Genomic DNA, 16,508 nt, shown 5'->3' on the forward strand with positions numbered 1-16,508 from the left:
GCTTCGCGAGGAAGGCCTCGACCTGCTTCCGCACGTCCGGCGTGTCCAGGCCGCGCACCGTCATGGTGGTGCGGCGCCGCAGCACGTCGTCGACGGTGTACGCCCACTCGTTGTCGGCGGCGTACGCGACCTGCGCCCAGACGTCCGGGCCGTCCGGGTGGATCGGGGCGCCGAGGTCAGGGTTCTCCGCGATCAGGTGGGCGATGTCGAAGGAGAGCGTGCCGTAGTGGCTGGCCAGGTGCTTGGCGACCAGCGGCTCCATGCGCGAGCCGGGCTCGCGGTCGACCAGCAGGCGGTGCGCGACGGCGTTCGGCGCGCCGACGCCGGGCAGCGGCACGGTCGCCGGGAAGGGCGACATGTCCTCGGCGAGGCCGGTGCCGGGCACGTGCTTGAGCTTCTCCAGCACGGCGCGGCCGATGTGCCGGTAGGTGGTCCACTTGCCGCCGGCGACCGACAGCATGCCGCCGCGGCCCTCGGTGACGACGGTCTCGCGCTTGGCGGCGGCGGTGTCGCCGGGGCCGCCGGGCAGCACCCGCAGGCCGGCGAAGGCGTAGGTGATGAGGTCGCGGTCGAGGTGCTCGTCGCGGATGGCGTGGCCGGCCTCGTCCATGATCTGGTCGATGTCGGCCTCGGTGGCGCGGACGTCCAGCGGGTCGCCGGTGTACTCCTCGTCCGTGGTGCCGAGCAGGACGTGGTCCTCCCACGGGATCGCGAAGGACACGCGGTACTTGTCGATCGGGATGGTCAGCGCGGCGCGCCACGGGGTGCGGCGCTTGACGACGACGTGCGCGCCCTTGGAGAGGCGGATGGACGGGGCGGCGCCCGCGTCCTCCATCTTCCGCAGGTGGTCGACCCACGGGCCGGTGGCGTTGAGCACCAGGCGGGCGGAGACGCCGAACTCGGTGCCGTCCAGGCGGTCGCGCAGCTCGGCGCCGGAGACCCGGCCGCCGGTGAAGCGCAGGCCGGTGACCTCGGCGTGGTTGAGCACCACGGCGCCGGACTCGACGGCGGCGCGGACGGTCATCACGGCGACCCGGGAGTCGTTCATCTGGTGGTCGCCGTAGACGGCGACCGAGCGCAGGCCCTCGGTGCGCAGCGCCGGCACCTGCTGGGCGGCGTGCGCGGCGGTGGAGACCCGGCCCATGCCGTCGCGGAAGGCGGAGAGCGCCGAGTAGAGGAAGACGCCGGCGCCGAGCTTGGGCGCGCTGTGCGGGCCGCCCTTGTAGACCGGCACGAAGAAGGTCAGCGGGTTGACCAGGTGCGGGGCGACGTCGGTGGCGAGCGCGCGGCGCTCCTTGTGGTTCTCGGCGACCAGCTTGACCGCGCCGGTCTGCAGGTAGCGCAGGCCGCCGTGGACGAGCTTGGAGGAGGCGCTGGAGGTGGCCCCGGCGAAGTCGCCCGCGTCGACCATGGCGACCTTGAGACCCGCCTGCGCCGCCGTCCAGGCGGTTGCGGTGCCGAGGATGCCGCCGCCGATCACCAGCAGGTCGTAGGTGGCCTTGCCGAGCAGCTCGCGGGTCTCGGCGCGGGAGGCGGTGCGGCCGGTGGTGAAGCCGGCGCCCAGAGTCGGAATGGTTGCCATGGTGTGTGTACGGCGGCCTGGTCGGGCTGCCGTGTCTCCTCTCGGGTGTGCGGTGCGGTCTCCGCCGGGAGACCGTGGCCGGCCCGGTGCGGCGGGCCGGAACGTCACGAAGGCCGGCCGGGGCGGCGCTGCCCCGGCCGGCTGATCCGTCAGCTCTGCTCGTCCTCCTCGACCCAGCCCATGGTGCGCTCCACGGCCTTGAGCCACTTCTTGTACTCGCGCTCGCGGGTGGCCTCGTCCATGCGGGGGGTCCACTCGGCGGCGCGGTGCCAGTTGGCGCGCAGCGTGTCGAGGTCGCTCCAGAAGCCGACCGCGAGGCCGGCCGCGTAGGCCGCGCCCAGCGCCGTGGTCTCGGCGACGTACGGGCGCTCGACGGGGGCGTCGAGGACGTCGGCGATGTTCTGCATCAGCAGGTTGTTGGAGGTCATGCCGCCGTCGACCTTGAGGGCGGTGAGCTCGACGCCGGAGTCCTTCTGCATGGCGTCGACGACCTCGCGGGTCTGCCAGGCGGTGGCCTCCAGGACGGCCCGGGCCAGGTGGCCCTTGGTCACGTACCGGGTCAGGCCGGCGATCACACCGCGGGCGTCGGAGCGCCAGTACGGGGCGAACAGGCCGGAGAACGCCGGGACGAAGTAGGCGCCGCCGTTGTCCTCGACGGTGGAGGCCAGGGTCTCGATCTCGGCCGCGGTGGAGATGATGCCGAGCTGGTCGCGCAGCCACTGCACCAGCGAGCCGGTGACGGCGATCGAGCCCTCCAGGGCGTAGACCGGCTTCTGGTCGCCGATCCGGTAGCCGACCGTGGTCAGCAGGCCGTGGTAGGAGTTGACGACCTTCTCGCCGGTGTTCAGCAGCAGGAAGGTGCCGGTGCCGTAGGTCGACTTGGCCTCGCCCTCGTCGAAGCAGGTCTGGCCGAACAGCGCGGCCTGCTGGTCGCCGAGCGCGGAGGCGACGGGCACGCCCTCCAGGTCGCCGATCGCGTGGCCGTAGACCTCGGCGGAGGAGCGGATCTCCGGGAGGACCGTGAGCGGCACCTCCATGGACTCGGCGATCTTCTCGTCCCACTCCAGCGTGTGGAGGTTCATCAGCATGGTGCGGCTGGCGTTGGTCACGTCGGTGACGTGCTTGCCGCCGTTGACGCCGCCGGTCAGGTTCCAGATGACCCAGGTGTCCATGGTGCCGAAGAGGATCTCGCCGGCCTCGGCGCGCTCGCGCAGGCCCTCGACGTTGTCCAGCAGCCAGCGGATCTTCGGGCCGGCGAAGTAGCTGGCCAGCGGGAGGCCGGTCTCGCGGCGGTAGCGGTCCTGGCCGACGTTGCGGCCGAGCTCGCGGCAGAGCGCCTCGGTGCGGGTGTCCTGCCAGACCAGCGCGTTGTGGACGGGCTCGCCGGTGTTCTTGTCCCACAGGACGGTGGTCTCGCGCTGGTTGGTGATGCCGATGGCGCGGATGTCGTCCTTGGTGAGGCCGGCCTTCTCGAGGGCCCCGCGGATCACCGACTGGACGCGGGTCCAGATCTCGGCGGCGTCGTGCTCGACCCAGCCCGGCTGCGGGAAGATCTGCGAGTGCTCCTGCTGGTCGACGGCGACGATCCGGCCGTCGGCGCCGAAGATGATGCAGCGGCTGGACGTGGTGCCCTGGTCGATCGCGGCGATGTAGTTCCCGGTGGGCGTGGTGCCAGAAGTCATGAGGTCCTCGGATCTGGATGAGGGATACAGGGACGGGCAGGCCTGACGTGGGGTCAGTCCCCGTGGGCGGGTGCCGGGCAAACCCCGGTCGGGCTCAGAAGACGATGTGGTAGAAGCCGCCGGCCAGCAGGCCGCCGATGGCCGGGCCGGCCACCGGGATCCACGCGTACGACCAGTCCGAGCTGCCCTTGTGGGGGATGGGCAGCAGGGCGTGGGCGATGCGCGGGCCGAGGTCGCGGGCGGGGTTGATCGCGTAGCCGGTCGGGCCGCCGAGCGAGAGGCCGATGCCGACGACGGTGAGCGCAACGATCAGGATGCCGGTGCCGGAGAGGCCGAGGCCCTTGTTCAGGCCCTGGGTGAGGATGGCGAGGCAGAGCACGAAGGTGCCGATGATCTCGGTGAGCATGTTCTGGATCGGGTTCCGGATCTCCGGGCCGGTCGAGAAGATGCCGAGGGTGGGGTCCTCGTTGGCCTGGAACTGGCCGAGGTAGGTGACCCACACCAGGACTGCGCCGATGAACGCGCCGAGCATCTGGGAGCCGATGTACAGCGGGACCTTGCTCCAGTCGCCGGTGTCGGCGGCGATGGCCAGGGTGACCGCGGGGTTGAGGTGGGCGCCGGACTTGGGGGCCGACATGTAGGCGGCGACGAGGACCGCGAAGCCCCAGCCGAAGGTGATGGCGAGCCAGCCGGCGTTGATCGCCTTCGACTTCTTGAGCGTGACCGCGGCGCAGACGCCGCCGCCGAGCAGAATCAGAGCGGCGGTGCCGAGGGTTTCGCCGACGAAGATGTCGCCGTTGGTGAAAGCGGACACAGAGACTCCCTTGTCCTGGTGGCCCGGAGGTGCGGGGTGGGGGCAGGTGGGCCGGGTCGATCCGGTGCGGGTGAGCGCAGTGGGAGCAGATCTCCCGGCCGTCGTTCGACAATGTCGACCGACATGCGGAAGCTTCCACCGCGGCCACCCTCCACGTCAAGGCAGGGTTACGCACCTGTGACGGACGGGGTCACCGGGGCGCGCCGGACACCCCGGGCAGTCGGCGGAACGGGCGAACCGCACCGCCTCCCGGGCATGGATAAGGGCGCGGACGGGCTGTGCCCGTCCGCGCCCTGCGCGGGTGTCCTCAGGGGCCTCCGGGGGCCCCGGGGCCGGTCAGAACCGGCCGGCGCCCAGATCCCGGGAGATGGCCCGGGCGGCGCTGCGCACCGACGCCACCAGGCCCGGCTTCACGAAGCCGTCCTCGGTGACCGTCTCCACCGGCCCGCTGACGCAGACCGCGCCCACCGGATTGCGCCGCCGGTCCTGGATCAGCGCGCCGATCGAGGCCACGCCCTCCCAGGTCTCCTCGATCGAGTCGGCCCAGCCCCGCTCGCGGATCAGCGCGCACTCGGCGTCCACGTCCGCCGGGTCGGTCAGTGTGCGGAGCGTGTAGGACTCGAGCGGCCCGTCGCCCAGCTGCCCGCGCGCCACCGGGTCGTACGCCAGCAACACCTTGCCCAGGGCGGTGGAGTGCAGCGGCTGCATCGAACCGACCTCCAGCACCTGCCGGGTGTCGTCGGGGCGGAAGACGTGGTGCACGATCAGCACGCCCTGCTGGTGCAGCACGCCCAGGTAGACCGTCTCGCCGCTGGCCCGGGCCAGGTCGTCGGCCCACACCAGGGCGCGCGCCCGCAGCTCGTGCACGTCGAGGTAGCTCTGGCCGAGCCGGAGCAGCTCGGCGCCCAGCTGGTACTTCCCGCTCTCCGGGTCCTGCTCGACGAAGCCCTCCTGCTGCAGCGTGCGCAGGATGCCGTGCGCGGTGCCCTTGGCCAGGTCGAGGGCGGTCGCGACCTCGGACAGCCCGAGTCGGCGCTCACCGCCGGCCAGCAGGCGCATGATCGCGGCGGCCCGGGAGAGCGACTGGATCGGGCCGGGCATTGGCTACCTCCCCTGACAGGCGGTCGACATTGTCGACCGAAGTGTTGACGGCACGAGTCTGCCAGGCCGACGGCCGGACGCGCACCTTTCCGATCACTCCGCACCGCACGCGACCCGGTCACCCGCCCCCGCGCACGGCCCGGGCGAGCTCCGCGATCTCCCGCTCGCCGACCCGGCAGCAGCCGCCGACCAGCCGCGCCCCGTCCGCCAGCCAGCCGGCCACCCGGGACGCCCGGAAGGTCGGCTCGCCGCGCCAGTCGCGCGCCGCGGCGTCCCACTCCTCACCGCTGTTGGGGTACACCACCACCGGCTTGCCGGCCGCCCGGGCCGCGAGCGGCACCGCCCGGTCCGCGTCGGCCGGCGTGCAGCAGTTGACCCCCACCGCCACCACCTCGTCCACGTCCGCGGCCATCGCCAGCGCCTCCGCCAGCGGCTGCCCGGCCCGCGTCCGGTCCCCGGCCGCGCCGAACGACAGCCAGGCGGGCACCCCCAGGCCCCGGACGGCGCGCAGCAGCGCCTCCGCCTCCACCGCGTCCGGCACGGTCTCCACGGCGAGCACGTCCGGGCCGGCCGCCGCCAGCACCTCCAGCCGCGGCCGGTGGAAGCGCTCCAGCTCGGCCGCGCTCAACCCGTACCGGCCGCGGTACTCGGAACCGTCCGCGAGCACCGCCCCGTACGGGCCCACCGAGGCCGCCACGAACAGCGGGCCCGCGGCGCCCTCCGCCTCCGCCCGCCGCGCCGCCTCCCGGGCCAGCCGCACGCTCAGCGCCAGCAGCCGCTCCGCCTCGGCCCGGCCGAGGCCGCGGTGGGCGAAGCCCTCGAACGAGGCCTGGTAGCTGCCGGTGATCGCCACCTGGGCGCCGGCCCGGAAGTACCTCAGGTGCGCGGCGGTGACCGCCCCGGGGTCGTCCGCCAGCAGACGGGCCGACCAGAGCGCGTCGGAGAGGTCGTGCCCGGCGTCGGCGAGCTGGTTCGACAGGCCGCCGTCCAGCACCAGCGGCCCGGCCGCCAGGGCCGCGGCGAAGTCCGGACGGGCCGGTCGGACGCCCGGTGCGGCGGACGGGGGAGCGGCGGGCACGGGACACCTCCTGCGGCGCGGGCCGGCTCCTGCTGCGGTGGTCGGCGCGGATGCCTGAACTGTAGAGCGGCCGGGGCCGCCGCGGAGGCCCGGGGCGCGGATCGGCCCGCCGCGGGCCGCCGGCCGGGCGGTCCACCCGTACGAGTGATCGAAATTGGCTGGCGGTCGTCGCCCCGCTGCGCTACGTTCTTCTCACATCGAGAACGACTCCCCGAGGTGTCGCTCCGCCGGTTCGACGGCGCGGCACCCACCGAAGGCAGGTACGGACATGGCAGGCGACAGCGACACCGGGCGCCCCGGCGAGGCTGCGGGCGGGGGCGAGCACGCCTGGCTCGCGGCCTACGACCCGCGCGCCTTCACCCCCGTCGCCGTCACCGTCGACGTCGTCGCCCTCACCCTCCGGGCCGGTGAGCTCAACGTGCTGCTCGTCGAGCGGGGCGAGCCGCCCTACCAGGGCTGTTGGGCCCTGCCCGGCGGCTTCCTGCGCGCCGGCGAGGAGGACCTCCCCGGCGCCGCCGTCCGCGAACTCGCCGAGGAGACCGGCCTCGAGGGCACCCTGGAGGCCGCCGCCGCCCTCAGCCGCATCCACCTCGAACAGCTCGGCAGCTACGGCGCCCCCGAGCGGGACCCTCGGATGCACGTGGTCTCCGTCGCCTACCTCGCCTTCGCCCCCGACCTGCCCGACCCGCAGGCCGGCACCGACGCGGCGGCCGCCGCCTGGCACCCCGTCGCCACCCTCGACCTCACCACCCCCCAGACCGCCGGGCCGCCCGCCGACACCCACGGGGGTGGCGTCGGCGGGCAGCCCGGCATCCGCCTCGCCTTCGACCACGCCACGATCCTCGCCGACGGCCTCGACCGCGCCCGCGCCAAGATCGAGTACAGCCCGCTCGCCACCGCCTTCCTCCGGCACGACTTCACTATCCCCGAGCTGCGCGCCGTCTACGAGGCCGTCTGGGGCGAGCGCCTGCACGCCGGCAACTTCCACCGCAAGGTGCTCTCCGTGCCCGGCTTCGTCGAGTCCACCGGCGCCACCACCGAGCGCGGCGGCACCCGCGGCGGCCCCCGTGCCCGCACCTACCAGGCAGGCGACGCCCGGCTGCTCCACCCGCCGCTGCTGCGCCCCTCGCACGAGGACGGCATCCGGTGACCGCGCCGCGCGCGGACCGGCCGCGCACCACCCCGCGCACCTTCACCGAGGCCCTCGCCGCCGTCCTCGGCGCCGCCGCCCCGGCCGACCTCTTCCCCACCGACACGGCCGACGCCGCCCGCCGGTACCGCCGCCTCGCCCGCCTCCTCCACCCCGACACCGCACCCGAGGCCCACCGCGCCCGCGCCACCACCGCCTTCGTCGCCCTCGGCCGGCTCTGGGAGCAGCACAACGGGCCGGCCGCCGGCGCCGCGGACGAGCTGCGCACCGCCCGGCACACCTACCGCCTCGGCCCGGTCGCCGCGACGGGCGACATCGCCGTCCTGCGCACCGCCACCACCACGTCCGGTGCCCGGGTCCTGCTGAAGATCCCGCGCAGCGCCGCCGACAACGACCTGATGGAGCGGGAGGCCGCCGCCCTGACCCGGCTCGCCCGCCACGGCGACCGCCGCTTCCACGCCTACGCCCCGACCCTCCTGGAGTCCTTCGGCCACCAGGACGCCGGCGACCCGGCCGCCGAACCGCGCCAGGTCAACGCCCTGGTCCGGCAGAGCGGCCTGCGGCCGCTCACCGACGTCCTGGCGGCCTACCCCGACGGCATCGACCCGCGCGACGCCGCCTGGATCTGGCGCCGCCTGCTGGTCGCCCTCGGGTACGCCCACCGGGCCGGCGTCCGCCACGGCGCCGTCCTGCCGGAGCACGTCCTCGTCCACCCCGCCGAGCACGGCCTGGTCCTCGTCGACTGGTGCTACGCCGGCACCGGCGCACCCGCCCCCGCGCCCGCTCTGGTCGAGCGCCACCGCGCGCTCTACCCACCGGAGGTCCCGGCCCGACAGGCTGTCACCGAGGCCACCGACATCCATCTCGCCACCCGCTGCATCGAGCTGCTCATGGGTGGCCGGGCACCCAAGCAGATCCGCGCCTTCATCGCCGGCTGCACCCTGCCCGCCGAGCCCCGCCGACCGCACAACGCCTGGAAGCTCCTCGCCGAGCTCGACGAGCTGCTCCACGCCCTCTACGGCCCGCGCACCTTCCGGCCGTTCCACCTGCCACCCACTGCCTGAGGAGGCCCCGATGGGAAGCGGTTCCTGGTCCACCGACGTCTACGACGCCGCCGCGCACTACCGCGCCGGCACCGGCGCCAGCGCCTTCGCCTACAGCGACGCCACCACCCGCGGCGCCCGCTCCGGCTGGAAGGCCCACCCCAGCCTCGACCCGCACGGCCTCACCCTCCGCGAGAGCCGGGACTCCGACGAGCACCCCACCTCGCTCGCCATCGCCGTCCTGTTCGACGTGACGGGCTCCATGCAGACCGTCCCGCGCGTCCTGCAGACCAAGCTCCCCGAGCTGTTCGGCCTGCTCCTGCGCAAGGGGTACACCGAGCACCCGCAGATCCTCTTCGGCGCCGTCGGCGACGCCACCTGCGACCGCGTCCCCCTCCAGCTCGGCCAGTTCGAGTCAGACAACCGGATGGACGACAACCTCGGCAACATCCTGCTCGAGGGCGGTGGCGGCGGGCAGATGACCGAGTCCTACGAGCTCGCCATGTACGCCATGGCCCGGCACACCGCACTGGACTGCGTCGAGCGCCGCGGCCGCAAGGGGTACCTCTTCCTGATCGGCGACGAACTTCCCTACGGCAAGGTCAAGGCCCGGGAGATCAGGGCCGTCCTCGGCGAGACCGTCTCCGAGGACATCCCGGTCAGCGCGATCCTCGCCGAGCTCCGGGAGCTCTACCACGTGTACTTCATCCTCCCGGCCGGCACCGCCTACGCCGGCAACGCCGAGGTCCTCGGCACCTGGCGCAAGCTGCTCGGCCAGCACGTCATCGAGCTCGACGACCTCGACGCGGTCTGCGAGACCATCGCCCTCACCATCGGCCTGGGCGAGGAGGCCATCGACCTCCAGGAGGGGCTCGACGACCTCGCCGACATCGGCTCCGGCGCCGTCGCCAGCGTCGGCAAGGCCCTCGACGGCCTCGCCCGGCACAGCCGCGAGGCCGCCGTTCCCGGCGCCGCCCTGCTCGACCCCGCGGACCGCTTGGCCACCGGCACCACCCGCCTCTGACCGACCCGCCTCCGCCGTACTGCCGCAGCCTGCAGCACCGTGCCGGCCCCACCCCGGGGCCGGCACCCGGCGCCCACCCACCCCCGCCGCACCACCGACAGAACAGGCACCGCCGTGACCGATCCCCTCACCGACGGACACGTCATCGTCTGCGACCTCGGCTTCGGCGACGCCGGCAAGGGCACCGTCGTCGACCACCTCTGCCGCGGCCCGCTCGGCCCCGACACCGCCCGACCCGCCCGCGCCGTCGTCCGCTTCAACGGCGGAGCCCAGGCCGCCCACAACGTCGTCACCGACGACGGCCGACACCACACCTTCGCCCAGTTCGGCTCCGGCACCCTCGCCGGCGTCCCCACCCACCTCTCCCGCTTCATGCTGGTCGACCCGCTCGCCCTCGCCGCCGAGGCCCGCCACCTCGCCGCCCTCGGCGTGCCCGACCCGCTGGCCCTGCTCACCGTCGACCGCCGCGCCCTGCTGACCACCCCGTACCACGCCGCCGCCAACCGCATCCGCGAGCAGCGCCGCGGCACCGCCCGCCACGGCTCCTGCGGTATCGGCATCGGCGAAACCGCCCGCTACGCCCTCGACCACCCCGAGGACGCACCCACCGCCGACGACTGCACCCGGCCCGCCCGCCTCCTCCGCCGCCTCACCCTGCTCCGCGACCGCCTCGCCGACGAGCTCGGCCTCGCCCCCGCGGCCCTGCCGGCCCCGCCGCCCGCCGACTGCGCCGAGGCCTTCACCGCCTTCGCCGCCCGTGTCCGCCTCACCGGCCCCGAGGAGCTCACCCGCCTGCTGCGCAGCGGCCCCGTGGTGTTCGAAGGCGCCCAGGGCGTCCTGCTCGACGAACGGCACGGCTTCCACCCCTACACCACCTGGTCCACCACCACCTTCGCCAACGCCGAGACCCTCCTCGCCGAGGCCGGCCGGCCCGCCGCCGCCCTCCGCCTCGGCGTCCTGCGCACCTACACCACCCGGCACGGCCCCGGCCCGCTGCCCACCGAGGACAAGACCCTCGACCTCGCCGAGCCGCACAACACCACCGGCCGCTGGCAGGGAGCCTTCCGCACCGGACACTTCGACACCCCCGCCCACCATTACGCCCTGACCGCCGCCGGCGGCGCCGACGCGCTCGCCCTCACCCACCTCGACACCGCCGCCCGCCACCCCGGCCTGCGCCTCTGCGACAGCTACGAACTCGACGGCGCACCGCTGCACGCCGTCACCAGCGGCAGCCCGGGCGACCTCGACGCCCAGGCCCGCCTCACCGAGGCCCTCGGCCGCGCCCGCCCCGGCCGCCTCACCGACCCGGGCCGCGACCCGCAGGCCTGGTCCGACGCCGTCGCCGACCGCCTCCGCACACCCGTGCTGATCGAGTCCCACGGCCCGACAGCCCGTCAGAAACACCACCGCCGACGCCCCGCCAGCCGCAGTACCATCCACCCCATGACCACACACCAGGCCGACCGGACGACCTACGGCCCCGGCTCGCACTGCCACTGGTGCGGCACCCCCTACAGCCCCGGCACCGTCGGGTGGCCCCGCACCTGCCCCGGCTGCAACGAGATCAGCTACCGCAACCCGCTGCCCGTGGTCGTCACCCTCCTCCCCGTCGTCGCCCCCGAGTCCAACGGCCTGGTGGTCATCCGCCGCACCATCGAGCCCGGCTACGGCGAGCTCGCCCTTCCCGGCGGCTACATCGACTACGGGGAGAGCTGGCAGCAGGCCTGCGTCCGGGAGCTCCGCGAGGAGACCGGCATCGAGGCCGACCACACCCGGGTCGCCCTGGTCGCCACCGACTCCGACACCGCCGGCGGCTTCCTCTGCCTCTTCGGCATGCTCCCCGCCCGCCGCATCGAGGAGCTCCCGCCCTCCGTCCCCACCACCGAGACCGAGGGCTGGCAGTTCATGCCCACCGCCTCCCGGCTGGCCTTCCCCTTCCACACCCGAGTGGCCCACGCCTGGTTCAACGGCGACTACGCCCACCTCGTCTGAGAGCACGCCGCCGCGGCCGGGCCCCCGCCCTGGGGCCCCTGGCGCGCCCGACGATCACATGGCAAGGTCTGCTCGTCAGCCACCACGCGGGCGGCCCGCCACAAGCAGCCCCGCCCACCGCCCCCGGCCCTCGACGGGGGCGCCCCACCCCGGGAGACCACCACCGTGAGCACCCCACCCGAAGGCCGACCGCTCTGGCGCCCCGACCCGGCCCGCGCCGCAGCCGCCCGGATCGTCGCCTTCCAGGCCTGGGCCGCCGAGCACCACGGCGCCCCCGCGGCCCCGCTCGCCCCGGCCGACGACGACGAGCAGGCCGCCGCCCGCTACGCCGCCCTGCACGCCTGGTCGACCGCCGACCTCGACCGCTTCTGGACAGCGGTCACCGAGTGGTTCGACGTCCGCTTCACCACGGCCCCCGAGGCCGTCCTCGCCGACCCGGCCATGCCCGGCGCCCGCTGGTTCCCCGGCGCCCGCCTCAACTACGCCGAGCACGCGCTCCGTGCCGCCGAGGACGCCGACCTGGCCGACACGCCCGCGATCCTCCACCTGGACGAGACCACCGAGCAGCCCGCCGCCCTCACCTGGGCCGAGCTCCGCCGCCAGGTCGGCTCGCTCGCCGCCGCCCTCCGCGCCCGGGGCGTCCGCCCCGGCGACCGCGTCGGCGCCTACCTGCCGAACATCCCGCAGGCCGTCGTCGCCCTCCTCGCCACCGCCGCCGTCGGCGCCGTCTGGACGTCCTGCGCCCCCGACTTCGGCGCCCGCAGCGTCCTCGACCGCCTCCAGCAGATCGAGCCGACCGTCCTCTTCGCCATCGACGGCTACCACTACGGCGGCAAGGACCACGACCGCACAGAGGTCGTCGCCGAGCTCCGCCGCGAACTCCCCTCGCTGCGCACCGTCGTCCACATCCCGCTGCTCGGCGGCCCGGCCCCCGACGGCGCCCTCGACTGGGCGGAGCTCGTCGCCGGCGACACCGAGCCCGTCTTCGAGCCGGTCCCCTTCGACCACCCGCTCTGGGTCCTCTACTCCTCCGGCACCACCGGCCTGCCCAAGGCCATCGTGCAGAGCCAGGGCGGCATCCTCGTCGAGCACCTCAAGCAGGCCTCGCTCCATCTCGACCTCGGCCCCGAGGACCGCTTCCTCTGGTACACCTCCACCGGCTGGATGATGTGGAACTTCCTCGTCGCCGGCCTCCTCGTCGGGTCCACGATCGTCACCTATGACGGCAGCCCCGGCCACCCCGACACCGGCACCCTCTGGTCCGTCGCCGCCCGTACCCGCGCCACCGTCCTCGGCACCTCCGCCGCCTACGTGATCGCCAGCCGCAAGGCCGGCCTCCACCCCGGCCGCGACCTCGACCTCTCCGCCGTCCGCTGCATCGGCACCACCGGCTCCCCGCTGCCGCCCGACGGCTTCCAGTGGATCTACGACGAGGTCAAGCAGGACGTCTGGCTCGCCTCCGTCAGCGGCGGCACCGACGTCTGCAGCTGCTTCGTCGGCGGCGTCCCCACCCTCCCCGTCCACCTCGGCGAGATCCAGGCCCCCTGCCTCGGCGCCGCCGTCGAGTCCTGGGACGTCCAGGGCCACCCCCTCACCGACCAGGTCGGCGAGCTCGTCGTCACCAAGCCGCTGCCCTCCATGCCCATCGGCTTCTGGAACGACCCCGACGGCACCCGCTACCGGGACAGCTACTTCGACATGTACCCGGGCGTCTGGCGCCACGGCGACTGGATCACCGTCACCTCCCGCGGCACGGTGATCATCCACGGCCGCTCCGACTCCACGCTCAACCGCCAGGGCGTCCGGATGGGCTCCTCCGACATCTACGAGGTCGTCGAACGCCTCCCCGAGATCGCCGAGTCCCTGGTCATCGGCGTCGAGGAGCCCGACGGCGGGTACTGGATGCCGCTCTTCGTCGTCCTCGCCCCCGGTGCGGACCTCGACGACTCGCTGCGCGCCCGCGTCCGCACCGAGCTGCGCACCCAGCTCTCGCCCCGCCACGTACCCGACGAGATCATCGCCGTCCACGGCCTCCCGCACACCCTCACCGGCAAGCGGATCGAGGTCCCGGTCAAGCGGCTGCTGTCGGGCACCCCGCTGGAGAAGGCGGTCAACCCCGGCTCGGTCGACAACCTCGACCACCTGCGGTTCTTCGAGCGCCTGGGCGCCGAGCGCCGCAGCTGAGCCCGTCCCGCCGACCGTCGCCGTCCGACCCCGGACATGCGAGCAGGGGCGCTTCCAACCCCCACGGTGGAAGCGCCCCTGCGGCCCCGGCCCTGCCCCGGGGCGCCTACTCGCCGGACAGCACCTGGTGCGCCGCCGCCCGCGCGTCGGCCGCGTTGTCCGCAGCCCGCGCCGCCGCAGCGGCCCGCCGGCACTGCGCCAGCGTGTACTTGGCCAGCGCCGTCCGCACATAAGGGATCGACGCGGCACCCATCGACAGGCTCGTCACCCCGAGCCCGGTGAGCACACAGGCGAGCAGCGGGTCGGACGCCGCCTCGCCGCACACCCCGCAGCTCTTGCCGACCGTCTGCGCGGCCTCGGCCGACAGCGCGATCAGGTCCAGCAGCGCCGGCTGCCACGGGTCCTGCAACCGGGCCAGCGCACCCACCTGCCGGTCCGCCGCGAAGGTGTACTGCGCCAGGTCGTTCGTCCCCAGCGACAGGAACTCCACCTCCTGGAGGATCGACCGCGACCGCAGCGCCGCCGACGGGATCTCCACCATCGCACCGAACTTCGCCTGCAGCCCCGCCTCACGGCAGGCCTCGGCGAAGGCCTTCGCATCCTGGCGGTCGGCCACCATCGGCGCCATGACCTCCAGGTGCACCGGCAGCCCCTCGGCCGCCCTGGCCAGCGCCCGCAGCTGCGCCGCCAGCACCTCCGGGTGCTCGAGAAGCGTCCGCAGCCCGCGCACCCCGAGCGCCGGGTTCGGCTCGTCCGCCGGCGTCAGGAAGTCGAGCGGCTTGTCGGCACCGGCGTCCAGCACCCGGACGACGACCCGCCGCTCCGGGAAGGCCTCCAGCACCTTCCGGTACGCCTCGTACTGCTTCTCCTCGCTCGGGGCCTTCGCCGAGTCGTCGAGGAAGAGGAACTCGGTGCGGAACAGGCCGACACCCTCCGCCTCGGCTTCCAGCGCCGCCGGCAGGTCCGCCGGGCCGCCGATGTTCGCCAGCAGCGGCACCAGGTGCCCGTCCGAGGTCCGGCCGGGCCCGGAGGACGCGGCCAGCGCCGCCTTCCGCTCGGCCGCCAGCCGGCGCAGCTCCTCCTGCTTGTCGTCCGACGGGTTCACCAGCACCTCGCCGCTGCTGCCGTCGACCGCGACGACGACACCCTCGGCCACGCCGGTGGCCCCGGGCAGCGCCACGACCGCCGGCACCCCGAGCGCCCGTGCCAGGATCGCGCTGTGGCTGGTCGGCCCGCCCTCCTCGGTGACGAACCCCAGCACCAGCGTCGGGTCCAGCAGCGCCGTGTCCGCCGGAGCGAGGTCGTGCGCGAAGAGCACGTACGGCTCGTCGCTGTCCGGCACCCCGGGCATCGGCACGCCGAGCAGCCGGGCCACGATCCGGTTCCGGACGTCGTCCAGGTCGGCCACCCGGCCGGCCAGGTAGTCGCCCGCCGAGGCGAGCAGCGCCCGGTACGCGGCGAAGGCGTCGTAGATGCCCCGCTCGGCACTGCTGCCGACGGCGATCCGACGGCTGACGTCCGCCATCAGCTCAGGGTCCTGCGCCATCAGCGCCTGGGCCTCGAGCACGGCCTGCGCCTCACCGCCGGCCAGGTTGCCGCGCGCGATCAGGTCGGCGGCGACCGCGTCGACCGCGGCCTGCGCCCTGGCCTGCTCGTGCGGGGCGTCCTCGCTGGGTATCTGCGTCGCCGGGGGCTCCAGCACCGCCGTCCCCATGTGCCGCACCGGGCCGATGGCGACCCCGTGGCTGACCCCTACGCCGCGAAGCATCGGTTCCACGTTCTGAGTTTCCTTTCACCCGGCCAGGCTCGGGCTCCCGATTGCAGGGTGCGCACCGTCCCGCCGGTCCGCACCCGGGACGTCAGTTCCAGGTGAAGAGTTCGCCGCCGGTGGCGACCTCGCCGGCCTCGGCGACACCGGACAGCGCCTCGGAGGAGGCCTCCAGCGCGACGATCGGCGAAATGGGCGACTTGCCGGCGGCCTCGACCGCGGCCGGGTTCCAGCGGATCACCGGCTGGCCCCGCTTGACCTCGTCACCCTTGCCGACGAGCAGTTCGAAGCCCTCGCCGTTCAGCTGCACCGTGTCGATGCCCAGGTGGGTCAGCACGCCGTGCCCGTCAGCGTCCACGACGACGAAGGCGTGCGGGTGCATCGAGACCACGAGCCCGTCCACCGGCGCGACCGCCTCGGTGGGCTCGCGCACCGGGTCGATGGCGGTGCCGGGCCCGACCATCGCGCCGGCGAAGACGGGGTCCGGCACATTGGCCAGCCCGACGGCCCGACCGGCGAGCGGCGAGGTCACAGTGGTCATGGTGGAGCCTCCCAAGTGCGGAGTACAGCGCGTGCGGCCGCGTTGCAGCGGCGTCGGCATCAGCTGAAGCCTAAATCATGTCAACTTCGGACATACCGGCACGTAACGACAGGGTGGGCCGAGCGGGGACGCGCCCTGCTCGGGCAGCACCGAACCGCCGCGCGCCGGCCGTCGGCGCAGTAACGACGGGCCCGAGCCGACTCAAGTGGTCTAGTCCTCTGCGCCGATGCGCGCACTCTACGGCATGCGGGCGACTGCCGACGATCGTCTGCGCGCCGCGGCGCGACGGAGGGCCGGTACGCCGACCGGGTGACCCTGTTGCGGCTCGATTAGGCGCTCGGCCGGAGAGCGGCTATCGTTGCTCGGGTCGCCACAGCGCGATGGTTAACTCCGCAAGTCGGGAACGCAAAGATCCGGTCAACGGCCGGTAAACGTTCTGATAAGCTGGAAGCACGAAAGAGCGAAACGCCCGGAGGGTCCGCTGGAAGGCGGTCCGAAGGAAGTGTCCGTTCCTTGAGAACTCAACAGCGTGCCAAAAGTCAACGC

Annotated in this window: 12 protein-coding genes; 5 read left to right on the plus strand and 7 right to left on the minus strand. The window is 74.1% G+C overall.

The window, feature by feature from the left end; translation table 11 throughout:
* The 5 genes from AB0M03_RS33520 to mmuM all read right to left on the minus strand — a co-directional run.
* On the minus strand, nucleotides 1-1,582 hold a 1,582-nt coding region (locus AB0M03_RS33520), incomplete at its 3' end, for a glycerol-3-phosphate dehydrogenase/oxidase (protein ID WP_363498763.1).
* Between the two features lie 149 nt (nucleotides 1,583-1,731).
* On the minus strand, nucleotides 1,732-3,264 hold the full coding sequence (gene glpK, locus AB0M03_RS33525) for a glycerol kinase GlpK (protein ID WP_363498766.1): 1,533 nt from the start codon (nucleotides 3,262-3,264) through the stop codon (nucleotides 1,732-1,734).
* A gap of 94 nt (nucleotides 3,265-3,358) precedes the next feature.
* The gene (locus AB0M03_RS33530; RefSeq protein ID WP_363498769.1) at nucleotides 3,359-4,078 is read right to left on the minus strand and encodes an MIP/aquaporin family protein; all 720 of its coding nucleotides are present in this window, start codon (nucleotides 4,076-4,078) and stop codon (nucleotides 3,359-3,361) included.
* 336 nt (nucleotides 4,079-4,414) lie between these two features.
* Nucleotides 4,415-5,179 (minus strand): IclR family transcriptional regulator, encoded by a 765-nt coding sequence (locus AB0M03_RS33535; protein WP_363498772.1) that lies wholly within the window; start codon nucleotides 5,177-5,179, stop codon nucleotides 4,415-4,417.
* A gap of 118 nt (nucleotides 5,180-5,297) precedes the next feature.
* Complete coding sequence (gene mmuM, locus AB0M03_RS33540) at nucleotides 5,298-6,191, minus strand: homocysteine S-methyltransferase (RefSeq protein WP_363498807.1); 894 nt, start codon at nucleotides 6,189-6,191, stop codon at nucleotides 5,298-5,300.
* A 334-nt stretch (nucleotides 6,192-6,525) separates the two neighbouring features.
* Between mmuM and AB0M03_RS33545 the strand changes: the two genes are divergently transcribed.
* The 5 genes from AB0M03_RS33545 to AB0M03_RS33565 all read left to right on the plus strand — a co-directional run bounded on the left by AB0M03_RS33545 (nucleotide 6,526) and on the right by AB0M03_RS33565 (nucleotide 13,653).
* Nucleotides 6,526-7,407, plus strand: a complete 882-nt coding sequence (locus AB0M03_RS33545; protein ID WP_363498775.1) for an NUDIX domain-containing protein — start codon at nucleotides 6,526-6,528, stop codon at nucleotides 7,405-7,407.
* Nucleotides 7,404-8,471 carry a molecular chaperone DnaJ gene (locus tag AB0M03_RS33550; RefSeq protein WP_363498777.1) on the plus strand — a complete coding sequence of 356 codons (1,068 nt, stop codon included), beginning with the start codon at nucleotides 7,404-7,406 and terminating at the stop codon, nucleotides 8,469-8,471. Before AB0M03_RS33545 ends, AB0M03_RS33550 begins: the two co-directional genes overlap by 4 nt.
* A gap of 10 nt (nucleotides 8,472-8,481) precedes the next feature.
* Complete coding sequence (locus tag AB0M03_RS33555) at nucleotides 8,482-9,474, plus strand: hypothetical protein (RefSeq protein ID WP_363498780.1); 993 nt, start codon at nucleotides 8,482-8,484, stop codon at nucleotides 9,472-9,474.
* A 114-nt stretch (nucleotides 9,475-9,588) separates the two neighbouring features.
* Entirely contained in the window at nucleotides 9,589-11,469 is a 1,881-nt protein-coding gene (locus AB0M03_RS33560) for an adenylosuccinate synthetase (RefSeq protein WP_363498783.1), read from the plus strand.
* Between the two features lie 165 nt (nucleotides 11,470-11,634).
* Nucleotides 11,635-13,653, plus strand: a complete 2,019-nt coding sequence (locus AB0M03_RS33565; protein WP_363498786.1) for an acetoacetate--CoA ligase — start codon at nucleotides 11,635-11,637, stop codon at nucleotides 13,651-13,653.
* A gap of 106 nt (nucleotides 13,654-13,759) precedes the next feature.
* On the opposite strand, the gene ptsP is transcribed toward AB0M03_RS33565, so the two are convergent.
* Entirely contained in the window at nucleotides 13,760-15,430 is a 1,671-nt protein-coding gene (ptsP, locus tag AB0M03_RS33570; RefSeq protein ID WP_363498789.1) for a phosphoenolpyruvate--protein phosphotransferase, read from the minus strand.
* 82 nt (nucleotides 15,431-15,512) lie between these two features.
* Nucleotides 15,513-15,962: a PTS glucose transporter subunit IIA gene (locus AB0M03_RS33575; protein ID WP_363498792.1), complete on the minus strand. Its 450-nt coding sequence runs from the start codon at nucleotides 15,960-15,962 to the stop codon at nucleotides 15,513-15,515.
* Nucleotides 15,963-16,508 lie beyond the last annotated feature (546 nt).

It is taken from the genome of Kitasatospora sp. NPDC051914 (genome assembly GCF_040680995.1).
Lineage (GTDB): Bacteria > Actinomycetota > Actinomycetes > Streptomycetales > Streptomycetaceae > Kitasatospora.